The organism is Paracoccus sp. (in: a-proteobacteria) (assembly GCF_030604785.1).
GTDB lineage: Bacteria > Pseudomonadota > Alphaproteobacteria > Rhodobacterales > Rhodobacteraceae > Paracoccus.
Map to the genome: position 1 here is coordinate 25935 of NZ_JAUVVF010000011.1, position 14876 is coordinate 40810.

The 14876-nt window shown below is 67.2% G+C and carries 13 protein-coding genes and 1 other RNA gene; 9 read left to right on the forward strand and 5 right to left on the reverse strand.

What is annotated here, in order from left to right:
* Window positions 1-81: 81 nt before the first annotated feature.
* A complete protein-coding gene (locus QAR72_RS05565; RefSeq protein WP_304616378.1) occupies window positions 82-639 on the forward strand; it encodes a TetR/AcrR family transcriptional regulator in 558 nt (185 codons plus the stop codon).
* A 296-nt stretch (window positions 640-935) separates the two neighbouring features.
* Here the strand turns inward: QAR72_RS05565 and QAR72_RS05570 are convergent, their stop codons facing one another.
* Together QAR72_RS05570 and QAR72_RS05575 are read right to left on the reverse strand one after the other, a co-directional pair.
* Window positions 936-1991 (reverse strand): GGDEF domain-containing protein, encoded by a 1056-nt coding sequence (locus tag QAR72_RS05570; RefSeq protein ID WP_304616379.1) that lies wholly within the window; start codon window positions 1989-1991, stop codon window positions 936-938.
* The gene (locus QAR72_RS05575; protein ID WP_304616380.1) at window positions 1988-2557 is read right to left on the reverse strand and encodes a heme NO-binding domain-containing protein; all 570 of its coding nucleotides are present in this window, start codon (window positions 2555-2557) and stop codon (window positions 1988-1990) included. The genes QAR72_RS05570 and QAR72_RS05575 overlap by 4 nt, the downstream gene beginning before the upstream one ends.
* 214 nt (window positions 2558-2771) lie before the next feature.
* Between QAR72_RS05575 and QAR72_RS05580 the strand changes: the two genes are divergently transcribed.
* Complete coding sequence (locus QAR72_RS05580) at window positions 2772-3305, forward strand: CBS domain-containing protein (protein ID WP_304616381.1); 534 nt, start codon at window positions 2772-2774, stop codon at window positions 3303-3305.
* 15 nt (window positions 3306-3320) lie between these two features.
* On the opposite strand, the gene ffs is transcribed toward QAR72_RS05580, so the two are convergent.
* Both ffs and QAR72_RS05590 read right to left on the reverse strand, forming a co-directional pair.
* Window positions 3321-3417, reverse strand: an RNA gene (ffs, locus tag QAR72_RS05585) — signal recognition particle sRNA small type.
* A gap of 63 nt (window positions 3418-3480) precedes the next feature.
* On the reverse strand, window positions 3481-5397 hold the full coding sequence (locus tag QAR72_RS05590) for a bifunctional 2',3'-cyclic-nucleotide 2'-phosphodiesterase/3'-nucleotidase (protein WP_304616382.1): 1917 nt from the start codon (window positions 5395-5397) through the stop codon (window positions 3481-3483).
* A 225-nt stretch (window positions 5398-5622) separates the two neighbouring features.
* On the opposite strand from QAR72_RS05590, the gene QAR72_RS05595 reads away from it, so the two are divergent.
* Window positions 5623-6081 carry a hypothetical protein gene (locus tag QAR72_RS05595; protein WP_304616383.1) on the forward strand — a complete coding sequence of 153 codons (459 nt, stop codon included), beginning with the start codon at window positions 5623-5625 and terminating at the stop codon, window positions 6079-6081.
* Between the two features lie 19 nt (window positions 6082-6100).
* Here the strand turns inward: QAR72_RS05595 and QAR72_RS05600 are convergent, their stop codons facing one another.
* Window positions 6101-6952, reverse strand: coding sequence for a prephenate dehydratase (locus tag QAR72_RS05600; RefSeq protein WP_304616409.1), 852 nt, complete (start codon window positions 6950-6952; stop codon window positions 6101-6103).
* Window positions 6953-7076: 124 nt separating this feature from the next.
* Between QAR72_RS05600 and QAR72_RS05605 the strand changes: the two genes are divergently transcribed.
* From QAR72_RS05605 to QAR72_RS05630, 6 genes are all read left to right on the forward strand, one after another.
* On the forward strand, window positions 7077-7598 hold the full coding sequence (locus tag QAR72_RS05605; RefSeq protein WP_304616384.1) for a c-type cytochrome: 522 nt from the start codon (window positions 7077-7079) through the stop codon (window positions 7596-7598).
* Between the two features lie 164 nt (window positions 7599-7762).
* The gene (locus QAR72_RS05610; RefSeq protein WP_442953555.1) at window positions 7763-9631 is read left to right on the forward strand and encodes an extracellular solute-binding protein; all 1869 of its coding nucleotides are present in this window, start codon (window positions 7763-7765) and stop codon (window positions 9629-9631) included.
* A 95-nt stretch (window positions 9632-9726) separates the two neighbouring features.
* Complete coding sequence (locus QAR72_RS05615; protein WP_304616385.1) at window positions 9727-10803, forward strand: microcin C ABC transporter permease YejB; 1077 nt, start codon at window positions 9727-9729, stop codon at window positions 10801-10803.
* The gene (locus QAR72_RS05620) at window positions 10803-11906 is read left to right on the forward strand and encodes an ABC transporter permease (RefSeq protein ID WP_304616386.1); all 1104 of its coding nucleotides are present in this window, start codon (window positions 10803-10805) and stop codon (window positions 11904-11906) included. Before QAR72_RS05615 ends, QAR72_RS05620 begins: the two co-directional genes overlap by 1 nt.
* A complete protein-coding gene (locus tag QAR72_RS05625; protein WP_304616387.1) occupies window positions 11903-13627 on the forward strand; it encodes an ABC transporter ATP-binding protein in 1725 nt (574 codons plus the stop codon). The genes QAR72_RS05620 and QAR72_RS05625 overlap by 4 nt, the downstream gene beginning before the upstream one ends.
* Window positions 13624-14847, forward strand: a complete 1224-nt coding sequence (locus QAR72_RS05630) for a glycosyltransferase (RefSeq protein ID WP_304616388.1) — start codon at window positions 13624-13626, stop codon at window positions 14845-14847. Before QAR72_RS05625 ends, QAR72_RS05630 begins: the two co-directional genes overlap by 4 nt.
* Window positions 14848-14876 lie beyond the last annotated feature (29 nt).

Here is a 14876-nt window from a genome sequence, read left to right on the forward strand (position 1 = left end):
AAATCCTTGGTCGATTCGGTCTGGATGAGAAAGGTGATCCCGGATATTTAAATACAGTCGTATCGTAATGGAATAGGCAGAATGGCAGGACGCCCCCGCAGCATCGACCGTGATCTTGTTCTGGACGCCGCTGAGCGGATCGTGCTGGCCTCGGGTGCGGCGGGGCTCAGCTTCGACGCGGTCGCGCGCGAGGCGGGCGTGACCAAGGGCGGCGTGCAATACGCCTTTGGCACGCGCGACAACCTGATCCGCGCGATGATCGCCCGGTGGGGCGAGGCCTTCGATGCCGATGTCGCCGCGCGCAGCGGCGATGCGCCGACGCCGCGCGACACGATCCGCGCGCATCTGGCCGCCACCCGCGACGCCGACGAGGCCGAGCATTCGCGCTCGGCGGTGATGATGACGGCGCTGGTCCAGCATCCCGGCCAGTTGTCGCAGACGCGCGACTGGTACAATGCCCGCCTGGCCGCGCTGGATCTGGACGATCCGCAGAACCGCCGCTTCGCCCTGGCCTTTCTGGCGGGCGAGGGGGCGTTCCTGCTCAAGGCCTTCGGGCTGGTCGATCTGGACGAGGATCAGTGGCGCAAGCTGTTCGACGACATGCTTGCCACGATCCCGGTGTCGAACGGCTCTTGCTAAGGGCGAGGAAGGCGCGATGTGCTTCCGTGACGACCAGACGGATGGACTGCCCCGATCACGTCGATCATCGCGCCTCGCAGTCGGAGAAGCTGCCCGGCCCGGGGCGGACTAGGCTGCGCCCGACCCACTTTAGGCAGTGACGAGCATGTAGTCGCAAGTCCGGCAGCAGGGCCGCAGATCGAGCGGCTGGTTCGCCTGTCATCTCATCGCCGCAGGACTCTATCAGCCAGACTTGTCGTCAGTCTCGACCGCCCAATCCTGTCCGGACGCGCCGCGCGCCCGGGTTCCGGCGTTTCTCAGAGCGGCGCGTCTCCAGGCGCTGCCGCCGCGGGAGGCATGTCGTCGATCGTTGCGCAGCCGCGCCCGGCGTCTTTAGCGCGGTAAAGCGCCCGGTCCGCCGCCGCCAGGATCGTCTCTGCATCATGGCCCCAGCTTCCGTCGCAGATCACGATGCCGAGGCTTGCGCCGACCGTCAGGGGCGCGATTCCGGCTGGGCTGCGGGCGCGGATGGCCTCGATGATGCGAGAGGCCATGCGCTCAAGCTGGTCGCGGCAGGTCATGTCGCGCAGGATCACGACGAATTCGTCACCGCCCAGCCGCGCCGCCGTGTCGGCCTGTCGGATGGTCTGGCGCAGCGCCGACGCGATCTCGGCCAGCAATTCGTCGCCCGCCTGATGGCCCAGCCGGTCGTTCACCGGTTTGAAATGGTCAAGGTCCAGCTGCACCAGCGCGAAGGGGCGCGGCGCCTCCGACGGGCCGGGCCGCAGCAGCGCGGCCAGTGCCAGCGTCAGCCCCCGCCGGTTCAGAAGCCCCGTCAGCGGGTCGCTATGCGCCTCGGACAGGGCCATCCGGCGGGCGGTTTCCAGATGGGCGCTGAAGCGCGACAATTCCGACAGCACGCCGCGATTGGCCTCGTGCAGGAACAGGAACTCCATCACAAGATCCGTCGGCGGAAAGTCGGCATCCGTCAGATCGCAGGCCGCGATCGCGCGGCGCAGCGACAGGCCGAAGCCCAGATTGAGCAGGATCGTCCCGTCCAGCGCTCCCACCGCATGGCCGCGCAACACGATGCCGGGATCGTGGACGAGGCCCAGAAACAGCCGCCGCCCCTCGGAGGCGGCCATATGCGCGGCCTCGACCACGTCCCGGCCGTCATGGGCGCGCAGCGGCGCGAGCCTGCCCCTGATCCCGTCAGCAAGTCCGGGAACGATCTTGAGCAGCGTCTGCCCCGCCGATAGCACCTGCCCCGCATGGTCGAGACGCAGATGCATCGGCAGGATGCGCGACAGCGCCGCAGGCGACAGGGTCAGACCGCCCGCAGGCGCGGCGACAGCGGAGGGGGTGCCGATCATGCCCGTTCCCCTTGGGCCGCCACTTCGGAACTGAGGCGGAAATTGCGCCCTTCGGCAAAGCGCTCTTCCCAGATCTCGACCCGGATGTCTGGACCCTCGGCATCGATCAGGCACAGCGCCCCGTAATCGTCGGCCATGCCGCGCAGCAGGCCGATCAGCACCGGCTGCCAGTCGCGATCCTCGGCCCGGACCGTGATGACGATGGCGCCGTGCCTGCGCGTGATGACCAGATCCGGCACGGCGAGATGGGGCAGGACCAGATGCGCCCGGCCCGGCAATTCCTCGAGCCCCAGAAGAAAGTCGCGGAAATCGCGGCCCGAAAAGCGCAAGAGCCTGCGGATCGGCTCGAGGCGCGTCAGCCACGCGCCTATATCCTCGAACATCTCGGCCTGCGACTTGGCCATCTGCGCCGCGACCAGCGCCAGAGCCTGCCTGCCGCATCCCTGCAGATCGTCCCGCGGCAACCCCTCCCGCAGGGCCAGCTCGTCCGCGAGCACCCGCACGAGGTCGTCGCCATAGGTCATGCGCAGGAATTCCTCGATCGTGCGGTCAACCAGCCTGTTCATATGCACCTCTTTCCCGGGCGATCATAGCCCACAGAGGTAAAGAACCGGTAAGCGGCGCTGCGGATGCGGCGGATTCCCATGGGCGGCCAAAACCGAGGCCGGGTCAATCGGCCGCGCCCCCTGGCGGCGATTGGCGCTTGATCGGCGGGACGTCCGGCGCAACGCTTCACCAGGTGCCGCCGGGCTTGCGCGGCGTTTGCAGGAGGGTGCTGGAATGGCCGCAGCCAAGGCGCGCAAGGGCGCCCGGATCGTTGATCGCCCTGAATATGCCAGCAAGTTCGGCCCCTTGACCGGCCGCGCCGACAGCACCGTGTCCGAGGCGGTCGCCGCGATGAAGGCGCGCAATTACGGCTGCATCGTGATCACCGATGCCGAGGACCGCGTCGAGGGGATCGTGACCGAGCGCGACATCATGTTCAAGCTGGTCGCGCATAACCTTGACCCGGACAGGGTGCGCCTGTCCGAGATAATGACCCGCGAGATCCGCACGGCGAAGGAAACCGACAACGTACTGGACTGGCTGCGGATCATGTCGAACGAACGGTTCCGCCGCCTGCCGGTCGTGGACGAGCAGGGGCGGCTGCAGGCGCTGCTGACACAGGGCGATTTCGTCAGCTACACATGGCCCGACCTGTTCTATCAGGCGGGCGGGCTGGCCAAGGCCACGATCCTCGGTCAGCTGCATCTGGTGGTGATCGGGTTTCTCGCCTTCGTGCTGGCGCTGGTCGCGCTGCTGACGCTTGGTTGAGCGTTCGAGGGCAAAGGTGAGAGGCTGGACAACGACCCAAGCGGGGCTCGTTACGGCTGCTTCCTTCCGGACCTGACCGGGTTGGCGAGGCGCCTGCCCGCGCCAACCTCTCGGGGGGAGAGATAGGACGAAACCGGGCGGGTTGCAACCCGTCACCGCGCGTTTCGCGGGCGGATCACAGCAGGATGCGGATCAGGCGGAAGCCGTCGGGCGTCAGGCCGGCGCACTGGGCCGGGTGGGACAGGACCGCCTCGGGTTCGGCCAGGGGCGAGGTCGGCAGCAGGGCGCTGCTGCCCGGCTGCGCGACAAAGTGCCAGGCGGGCGTCTCGGACGGGGAGACATGGCGCCGTCTGCGGATATAGGCGCGCAGCACGTCCCGCGTCAGCAGCCCGCTCTTCATCAGGACGGGTCGGTCATGGACCAGCGGGCTGAACAGGCCGCAACTGGCCAGGCGATAGGTGTTGGTCGCCAGAACGAAGGGCGCCTCGGGGCGGATCGGGCGCCCGCGGAACGTCAGTGCCGTGATGCGACGCGATTGCGGATCGGCGAGGCTGCCATCGACACGATAGCGCGCCGGGCGCGACAGGTCGATCTGCCAGCGGAGCCCGTCGATCATGTCGAACTGATAGGCCGGGAAGTCCGGGTCCAGCAGCGCGATGTCCCGGGCACCCGCCGGCACGCGTGCGAACAGGCTGGCCGAGCGTTCCAGCCATTCGGCGACATCCGCGCCGGTCAGCAGGATCGCCGCAATCCGGTTGGGAAAGGCGTAGAGCGCCGAGACATGGCGCAGGCTCAGCGCGCCGGGGGGGATGTGGGTGAAGTGATCCGGCCCCGCGCGGCCTCCGGCGCGAAAGGGGGCGGCGGCGGAAAGAATCGGCAGCGACTGCCAGGGCGTGCCGTCCAGCGCCTTGCGGACATGCCAGCGCTGCGCCTGACAGATCAGGCGCAGGCCAGCATCCTGTCCCAGCAGCGTGAACTGGCTGCTCAGCGTCACGGCCGAGCGCCCGATCCGGCCGCCCAGATGACGGCGCGTCGCGCGATGGGCACGCAGAAGCGGCTGCTGCATCTCTGGCAGCGAGGGCAGCGCAGGGTCGACCGACTCGCACCGGACCCTGAAGCCTGTCACGCACAGGCCCCGATCCGGGCCTTGGCCGAACGGCGTCAGTTCAAGGTCGATCAGTCCCAGATGCGAGCCGCCGAAGCCCGGCATGACCGCCGGCTTGCCCGCCAGCGTCCCGCGCTGCGGATCGATGCCGGGGCCGGGCCTGACATGCGGGCCGGGAAAGACCTCGTGCGTGTGGCCCGCGATCACGACGTCGATGCCGGGCAAAGCCGCCAGAGCGGTGGCGGCATGTTCCATCCGGGGCGAGGGCTCCAGCGGGCCGATGCCGCTATGGGCCAGCGCGATCACGATTTGGGCGCCCTCGGCGCGCATGGCGGGCAGGGCCGCGCGCGCGGTCTCGATGATGTCGTCGCAGGCGATGGCGCCGGTCAGGTCCTGGTCCCAATCCACCGTCTGGGGCGGCAGGAAGCCGATTACGCCGATCGTCACCTGATGCAGGGCGCCGTGCTGGTCCGCGATGGCGCGCCGCAGCATCGTCCAGCGCGCAGGACCGTTGCGCATCCGAAGATTGGCCGCCAGAACCGGAAACCGGGCCCGCGACAGGGCATTGCGCAGGCCCGCCAGACCATAGTTGAAATCGTGGTTGCCAAGCGCTGCGGCGTCATAGCCAAGCACGTTCATGGCGGCGATGGCGGGATGAATCTCGGCGCGCGGGGCGCGCGCCGCCACGTCGCCCATGGGCGAGCCCTGCAGGAAATCGCCATTGTCCAGCAGCAGGCAGGCGGACGCCTCGGCGCGGCGCCGGGCGATCAGGCTTGCCGTCCGGGCCAGCCCCAGCCGCCGGCTGGGCGTGCCGGTCAGGTAATCATGGGGCAGCAGGTGCATATGCACGTCAGAGGTCGCAAGCACCCGCAGCGACAGGCGCGGCGTCTCGTCGGAGTGGTTCGGTCCGGGCGACGTCGCGGCCGAGCCCGGCCCGGCGGGAAGGGCGCCCCCCTGGGGGCCTGCGCTGTCGCTGCATCGATCCATGCCCTCATTAAGGCGAGGGTCTGGAAGAAAACAACCGGAGATTGAGCATGACCAAAGGGTTGGGCGCCATCCGAGTGTCTTCGCTGCAACGCACCCGAACTGCCCGCCATGAGGCAAAGCGGCTCAAATCCTGCCGAGCCTGTTGAACCTCTGTCGTGAAATGGACTATCCACGACAGGAGGCCGGAACGTCTCTGGCGTCGCCGTCACGATAAGCAGGCTGTTTATGAAGTTCTCGACGCGAATCGATACCGATCTGGCTGCCGAGCAGCTTTTCGACATGGTGGGCGATTTCGACGCGCTCGAGCGGACGCTGATCGGACGCGGCGCAAGCGTCAAGCGCATCGACCCGGCGCAGGATCCGGGCATCACCATGGGCTGGAAGATCGGTTTCGACTGGCGCGGCAAGGCCCGCAAGCTGCTTCTGGTGGTCAACCGCTTCGACCGTCCGGAACAGATCGCGATGGCCGGAAACTCGGATGCGCTGGACATCACGGTCAAGGCAACCTTCGTGGCGCTAAGCCGCACCAAGTCGCGCCTGATCTTTGAGACCGAGCTGAAGCCCCGCAACATGCGGGCGCGGCTGATGATGCAGACCGCAAAGCTGGGCAAGGCGCAGCTGGACCGCCGCTATGCCCGCCGGATCGAGGAATATGTCCGCAGCGCGACCGGCGGGGCCGCCTGACCCCGCCCGCGACCCACGCCTATTCCGCGGGCATCCGCTGGCTTTCGCGCAGCGGATCGGCCGGATAGGTCCCCAGCAGCGTCAGCATCGAGGTGAAGTAGCCAAGCTCCTCCAGCGCGCGGCGGACATGGGCGTCGTCAGGATGCCCCTCGATATCGGCATAGAACTGGGTGGCGGTGAAGACCCCGTCCACCATGTAGCTTTCCAGCTTGGTCATGTTCACGCCGTTCGTGGCGAAGCCGCCCATCGCCTTGTAGAGCGCGGCGGGGATGTTGCGCACGCGGAAGACGAAGCTGGTCAGCATCTGCTCGGCCCGGCGGCTGTGGTCAGGGGCGGGGGCCATGATCAGGAAGCGCGTCGTGTTGTTCTGGCGGTCCTCGATCTGGTCGGCCAGCCGTTCCAGCCCGTAGATCTCGGCGGCCAGCGGTGCCGCCAGCGCGGCCAGCGACGGATCGCCGCGCCGGGCGACCTCGGCGGCCGATCCGGCCGTGTCGGCGCCGGTGATCGTGCGGATGCCGTGCTGGCGCAGGAAGCCCCGGCACTGGCCCAGCAGGACCGGATGGCTCATCGCCTCGCGCACCTGGTCCAGCGCCGTGCCGGGCAGGGCCAGCAGGCTGATGTGGACGCGCACGAAGGCCTCGTCGATGATGTGCAGCCCGGATTCCGGCAGCAGGTGGTGGATATCGGCCACCCGGCCATAGGTCGAGTTCTCGACCGGCAGCATCGCCAGATCGGCCTCGCCGCCGCGCACGGCCTCGATCACGTCCTCGAAGGTGCGGCAGGGCAGGACCTCCATTCCGGGCCGTGCGGCCTTGCACGCCTGATGGCTGTAGGCGCCCGGTTCCCCCTGGAAGGCGATGCGGTTGGTCAACATGACGCGGCCCCGAATGGTCGAAATTTGACTGTCCGGCGGTAACTATACCTTGATCCCCGAAAGCGAAAGCGGATAGATACGCCACGACTTGACGAGCTTACCAAGGCGGGGACCGCACGCGATGTTTGACACCATGACCCTGACCAAGGCAGCCGGCGGCTTTATCGGCGCCCTGCTTTTCCTGATGCTGGCGCTTTGGGGCGCCAGCGAGCTGTATCGCGTGGGTCACGACCACCACGGCGACGAGGAAGTCGCGCAGGCCTGGACGATCCCCGTGCCCGAAAGCGACGGCGCCGCCGAGGCCGAAGTGGTCGAGGTCGATTTCGAGGCGCTGATGGCTTCGGCCGATCTGGCCCAGGGCGAGCGTGAATGGGCCAAGTGCCGGTCCTGCCATCAGCTGAACGGCAGCGATGGCGTCGGCCCGCACCTGAACGGCGTCGTGGGTCGCGACAAGGCCTCGGTCGCGGGCTTCAACTATTCCTCGGCCGCGCAAGGCATGCCCGGCGTGTGGGAGCCCGAGAACCTGTTCGACTTCCTCGCGAACCCGCGCGGCTACATGCCCGGCACCACGATGAGCTTCGCGGGGATCCGCGACGACCAGGCCCGCGCCAGCCTGATTGCCTTCCTGGCAAGCAATCCCTGATCGCGGCCTTTCGGCTGCACGTGATGCGCGCGTCCTTCGGGGCGCGCGTTTTTCATTTTGTGCAAAGGGGTTGCGCGCAGGCACGGGGGACAGTGCTCACGAAAACGCGGCTTGATCGGCGGGGGTCTGCTGCCCTAGCCTCACCCTGCCCTCAGGAGAGTTCCATGCGCCAGAAATCCCCGACCGCCGCCCTTCTGTCCGTGATGCTTGGCCTTGCCGTCACCGGCCCCGGCCTTGCGCAGCAGGACGACGAGGTGACGCGCGCGCATGGAATCGCCATCTTCGACGAATTGCGCCTGCCGCCCGATTTCACGCATCTGTCTTATGTGAACCCGGATGCGCCCAAGGGCGGCGAGATGTCGCAGGCGATCCCGAACGCGACGGGCTTCGACAATTACAATCCCTTCACCTTTCGCGGGCGGGCGGCGGCCCTGTCCTCGATCATGCTGGAATCCATCCTCACCGGCACCGCCGACGAGATCGGCGCCGCCTATTGCCTGCTGTGCGAAAGCCTCGAATATCCCGAAAGCCGCGACTGGGTGATCTTCAACCTGCGCCCCGAGGCGCGTTTCAGCGACGGCACGCCCCTGACAGCCCATGACGTGCTGTTCAGCTACGAGACGCTGCGCGACCAGGGCCTGTCCAGCTTTCGCATGGTGCTGGCCCAGCAGGTCGCCGGCGCCGAGGTGCTGGACGATCACCGCATCCGCTTCGACTTCACCCCCGACTTTCCGCGCCGCGACCTGATCCAGTCGGTCGGCGGCCTGCCGGTCTTCAGCCGCGCCGATTTCGAGGCCAATGACCGCAATCTGGAACAGCCCTCGCAGGTGCCCTTCGTCGGATCCGGGCCGTACCGGTTCGACCGCGCCGACACGAACCGCTTCGTCGCCTATCGCCGCGATCCCGATTACTGGGGCGCCGATCTGCCGATCAATCGCGGAAGGCACAATTTCGACGTGATCCGCTATGAGTATTTCTCGGATTACGACGCCGCTTTCGAGGCGTTCAAGGCCGGCGTCTACCATTTCCGGCGCGAGGTCAGCAGCCGCAGCTGGGCAACGGGCTACGATTTCCCCGCGATCAACAATGGCTGGGTCCTGCAGGAGACGCTGCCCGACGGAACGGTCGCCTCGGGTCAGGCCTGGGTGCTGAACCTGCGCCGCCCGAACTGGCAGGACCCGCGCGTTCGGCAGGCGATCGGGCTGATGTTCAACTTCGAATGGTCGAACCAGGCGCTGTTCTTCGGCCTTTACGAGCGGGTCGAGAGCTTCTGGGACAACAGCGATCTCAAGGCGATGGGCGCCCCCTCGCAGGCTGAACTGGCCCTCTTGGAGCCTCTGGCGGGCGATCTGCCCGAGGGGATCCTGACCGAGGATGCCGTGACCGCCCCCGTCAGCGGCGAACGCCAGCTTGACCGCGGCAATCTGCGCCGCGCGGCAGCCCTGCTGGACGAGGCGGGCTGGACGACCGGCGCCGACGGGATGCGCCGCAACGAGGCCGGGCAGGTCCTGCGGCTCGAGATCCTGAACGACAGCCAGACCTTCGACCGCGTGATCAACCCCTTCGTCGAGAACCTGCGTGCCCTGGGCATCGACGCCCGCAACAGCCGTGTGGACAATGCCGAATACGAGAACCGCAAGCGCAGTTTCGATTTCGACATGATCGGCGGGCATCTGGGCCAGTCGGAAATTCCCGGCTCGGGGTTGCAGCAATATTTCGGCTCGGCCGCAGTGGGCGACGCCTTCAACGTGGCGGGCGTGGCCAATCCCGCCATCGACCGCCTGATCGCCCATGTCGAGGCCGCTTCGACCCGCGAGGAGCTTGTTCCCGCTGTCCATGCGCTGGACCGCGCGCTGCGCAGCCTGCATTTCTGGGTGCCGCAATGGTTCAACCCGAACCATCTGGTCGCCTATTACGATCTGTATGGCAGGCCCGCCGAATTGCCGCCCTATGCGCTTGGCGAGATGGATTTCTGGTGGTTCGACGAGACCAAGGCCCAGGCGCTGCGCGCGGCGGGGGCGATCCGGCGCTAGGGCAATGCGCTTGATTTCCGGGGACGGAAGACCGACAAGGCGGATCAACCAGACGACCCGCCAAGGGGTCGCGGCCTGAAAAGGGGCAGGGAAAGATGGGCGCCTATATCCTGCGGCGTTTGCTGCTGATCATCCCGACCTTGTTCGGGATCATGCTGGTCAACTTCACGCTGACCCAGTTCGTGCCGGGCGGCCCGATCGAACAGATCGCCGCCCAGATCCAGGGCGAGGGCGACGTCTTCCGCAACATCTCGGGCGGGGGCGCCGAGGCGGGCCAGCAGGCGCCCTCGGGCTACGAGGGCGCGCGGGGCCTTCCGCCCGAATTCATCGCCCAGCTGGAACGCGAATTCGGTTTCGACAAGCCGCCGGTCGAACGCTTCTTCCAGATGCTGTGGAACTACCTGCGCTTTGATTTCGGCACGTCCTGGTTCCGGTCGATCAGCGTCGTGGATCTGGTGGTCGAGAAGATGCCCGTCTCGATCACGCTTGGCCTCTGGTCCACGCTGATCGCCTATATCATCTCGATCCCGCTCGGCATCCGCAAGGCGGTGCGCGACGGCACGCGGTTCGACACCTGGACCTCGGGCATCATCATCATGGCCTATGCGATCCCGGCCTTCCTGTTCGCGGTGCTGCTGATGGTGCTGTTCGCGGGCGGCAGCTACTGGCAGATCTTTCCCCTGCGCGGCCTGACCAGCGAGAATTTCGCCGACCTCACGCTCTGGGGCAAGATCAAGGATTACGCTTGGCACGCCACGCTGCCCGTCGCCGCCGCCACGATCAGCAGCTTCGCGACGCTGACGCTGCTGACCAAGAACAGCTTTCTGGACGAGATCAACAAGCAGTATGTCATCACCGCCCGCGCCAAGGGTCTGACCGAGGGCCGCGTGCTCTACGGCCACGTCTTCCGCAACGCGATGCTGATCGTGATTGCGGGCTTTCCGGCCATGTTTCTGGGCGTCTTCTTCGGTTCGTCGATCCTGATCGAGACGATCTTCTCGCTGGACGGTCTGGGACGCTTGGGCTTCGAGGCCGCCGTGCAGCGCGATTATCCGGTGATCTTCGGCACGCTCTATGTCTTTGGCCTGATGAGCCTTGTCGTCGGCATCCTGTCCGACCTGATGTATGTCTTCGTCGATCCCCGCATCGACTTTGAGAAGAGGGCGGGCTGATGGCCATGTCCGAACTGAACCGCCGCCGCTGGCGCAATTTCCGCAACAACGGGCGGGCCTTCTGGTCGCTGGTGATCTTCTCGGTCCTGTTCGTGGTGGCGATGCTGGCCGAGATCGTGGCCAATGACAAACCAATCGTCGTGCGCTTCCAAGGCGAGCTTTACTGGCCCGCCTACCAGTTCTACCCCGAGACCGCCTTCGGCGGCGATTTCGGCACCGAGGCCGTCTATCGCGAGGCCGAGGTCCAGTGCCTCATCGTCTCGGGCGGGCGCGAGGATTGCTGGGACGACCCCGAGGGCTTCATGGCCGATGTCCGCGCGGGCCTGACCGATGTGCCCGCGGCCGAGCAGGGCTGGATGATTTGGCCGCCGATCCCCTATCACTACCGCACGATCAACAATGTCGGCACCGCGCCAAGCGCGCCGGATGCGAACCACTGGCTGGGCACGGATGACACCGCGCGCGACGTGACGGCGCGGGTGATCTACGGGTTCCGGACCTCGATCCTGTTCACTCTGATCGTGACGGTCATCGCCTCGACCATCGGCATCGCGGCCGGGGCGATCCAGGGATATTTCGGCGGGCGGACCGATCTGGTCTTTCAGCGCATCCTGGAAATCTGGGCCTCGACGCCGGGTCTTTACGTCATCATCATCCTGTTCGCGATCCTCGGGCGAAGTTTCTGGCTGCTGGTCTTCGTGACGATCCTCTTCGGCTGGCCCGCGCTGGTCGGCGTCGTCCGGGCCGAGTTCCTGCGGGCGCGCAACTTCGAATATGTCCGCGCCGCCCGCGCGCTGGGGGTCAGCGACCGCAAGATCATGTTCCGCCACATCCTGCCCAACGCGATGGTCGCCACCTTGACCATGCTGCCCTTCGTCGTGACCGGCACGATCAGCGGGCTGGCGGCGCTGGACTACCTGGGCTACGGGCTGCCCGCAGGCTCGGCCTCGCTTGGCGAGATGGCGCTGCAGGCCAAGCAGAACCTGCAGGCGCCCTGGCTGGCCTTCACGGCCTTCTTCACCTTTGCTATCATGCTGTCGCTGCTGGTCTTCATCTTCGAGGGCATCCGCGACGCGTTCGATCCGCGAAAGACCTTCCGATGAGCCAGCCGCCCCTCCGCCCGCATCCGGTTCCGGGCGCGCCCGCGGGCGCCCCCCTGCCGCTTGAGGAACGCCATGGCGGCACGATCCCCGGCGCACCCCGGACCGAGGCAAGGCCCGCCCCCGCTTCGGATGCGGTCCTGTCGGTCAGCGATCTTCGCATCGGCTTTCGATCCGAGGGCCGCGTCCATCAGGCCGTGCGCGGCGTCAGTTTCCAGATCGCGCGGGGCGAGACCGTCGCCATCGTGGGCGAATCCGGGTCGGGCAAGTCGGTGACGGCGCTGTCGACCGTGCAGCTTCTGGGCGCCTCGGCGCTGGTCGAGGGATCGGTGAAATATGCGGGCCGCGAATTGGTGGGCGCGCCGGAAAAGCTGCTGCGCCAGATCAGGGGCAATGACATTAGCTTTATCTTCCAAGAGCCGATGACCTCGCTCAACCCGCTGCACACGCTGGAAAAGCAGCTGGCCGAAAGCCTGGCCCTGCATCAGGGCCTGACCGGTGCTGCGGCGCGGGCGCGGATCGTCGAGCTTTTGACCCGCGTGGGCATCCGCGACCCGGAAAGCCGGCTGGCCGATTATCCGCACCAATTGTCTGGCGGGCAGCGCCAGCGGGTGATGATCGCCATGGCCCTGGCCAACGGCCCCGAATTGCTGATCGCGGACGAGCCCACGACCGCGCTGGACGTGACCATTCAGGCGCAGATCCTTGACCTTCTGGCGGAACTCAAGGCGGCCGAGGGGCTGTCTATGCTGTTCATCAGCCATGATCTGGGCATCGTGCGCCGCATCGCCGACCGGGTCTGCGTGATGAAGGACGGCGAGATCGTCGAGCAGGGCCCGGTCGAGGCGATCTTTGCCGATCCGCAGCACCCCTACACGCAGAAGCTGCTGGCCGCCGCGCCTCAGGGCCTGGCCGAACCGATCCCCGCAGACGCGCCGGTTCTGGTCGAGACGCGCGATCTGCGGGTCTGGTTTCCGATCCAGCGGGGGCTTCTGCGCCGCACGGTCGGGCATGTGAAGGCCGTGAACGCCGCCAGCCTGACCCTGCGCGCGGGCGAGACGCTTGGCATCGTGGGCGAATCGGGCAGCGGCAAGACCACGCTGGCACTGGCGGTGATGCGGCTGATCGAAAGCCAGGGGCCGATCCTGTATATGGGGCAGGACATTTCGCGATGGGGCGGCAAGCAGTTGCGCCGCCTGCGCCGCGACATGCAGATCGTCTTTCAGGACCCCTATGGCAGCCTGTCGCCCCGCATGACGGTCGAACAGATCATCGCCGAGGGCCTGGGCGTCCACGGGGTCGAGCCGGGCCGTGACCGCCGCCAGATGGTGGCCGAGATCATGGCCGAGGTGGGGCTGAACCCCGATCTGATGCACCGCTATCCGCATGAATTCAGCGGCGGCCAGCGCCAGCGCATCGCCATTGCCCGCGCGATGATCCTGCGCCCCAAGGTCGTGGTGCTGGACGAGCCGACCAGCGCGCTGGACATGACGGTGCAGGTCCAGATCGTGCAGCTTCTGCGCGGGCTTCAGCGCAAATACGGGCTGGCCTTTCTGTTCATCAGCCACGATCTGCGCGTGGTGCGCGCCATGTCGCACAAGATCATGGTCATGCGCGCCGGCGATGTGGTCGAGCAGGGCGACACCGCGCAGATCTACGATTCCCCGCGCGAGGATTACACCCGCGCGCTTCTGGCCGCCGCCTTTCCCGTCGCGGCGGAATGAGGATCCTTTTCGTTCACCAGAACTTTCCCGGCCAGTTCCCGCATCTGGCACCGGCCCTGGCCGCGCGCGGCCACGAGGTTCTGGCGCTGACGGATGAGAAGAACCAGCGCCCCAGCCCCGTCACGACCCTGCGCTACAAGGCGCCCGAGCCCGTGGCCGGGGCCAGCGCGCTTGGCCGGACCTATTCCGACTATGCCGAACGCGGTCTGATGGCGGCGCGGGGGGCGCGGGCGCTGCGCGACCGGCACGGTTTCTCGCCCGACATCATCATCGGCCATCCCGGATGGGGCGAGACGCTGTTTTTGCGCGAGATCTGGCCCGAGGCGCGCCTGCTGCTCTATGCCGAGCTGATGTATCGCACCCGCGGCCATGACGTGGGCTTCGACCCCGAGATCAGCCCCGACCGCGACGAGACGCGGTTCCTGACGGTCGCGCGTTCGGCCCATCTGGTGCAGGCGATGGTGCAGGCCGATGCCGCCATTGCGCCGACCCGCTATCAGGCCGACAGCTTTCCGCCCGAATTGCGCGGCAAGATCACCGTGATCCACGACGGGATCGACACCGACCGTGTGCGGCCCGATCCGCAGGCCAGCCTGACCCTGCCCTCGGGGGTCTTGCTGCGGGCGGGCGACGAGGTGCTCACTTACGTCTCGCGTTCGCTGGAACCCTATCGCGGCTTTCACGCCTTCATGCGGGCCTTGCCAGAGGTGATGGCCGCCCGGCCCGGCGCGCAGGTGGTGATCGTGGGCGGGGACGGGGTCAGCTACGGGGCGGCCCCGGCCGAGGCGTCCAGCTGGAAGGCCATGCTGCTGGCCGAGCTGCAGGGCAGGCTGGACCTCTCGCGCCTGCATTTCCTGGGCCGGGTGCCCTATGGCGACTACCTGTCGCTGCTGCAGGTGGCGCGGGTCCATTGCTACCTGACCTATCCCTTCGTCCTGTCGTGGTCGCTGACCGAGGCGATGGCGGCGGGCGCCTATGTCGTGGCTTCGGATACCCAACCTGTCCGCGAACTGATCCGCGACGGCGAAAACGGGCATCTGGCGGGATTTTTCGACCGCGAAGGACTGTCGGCGGCGCTGGTCCGGGGCCTTGCGGGCGACCCTCGGGCCGAAAGCCTGCGCGAGGCCGCGCGCCGCACGATTCTTGATGGCTATGACCTGCGCGCCCATAGCCTGCCGCGCCAGATTGCCTGGGTGGAAAGCGGCGGGACGATGCGCTAAGCCTGCCCGACCTGACGCAAGAGGCCCCA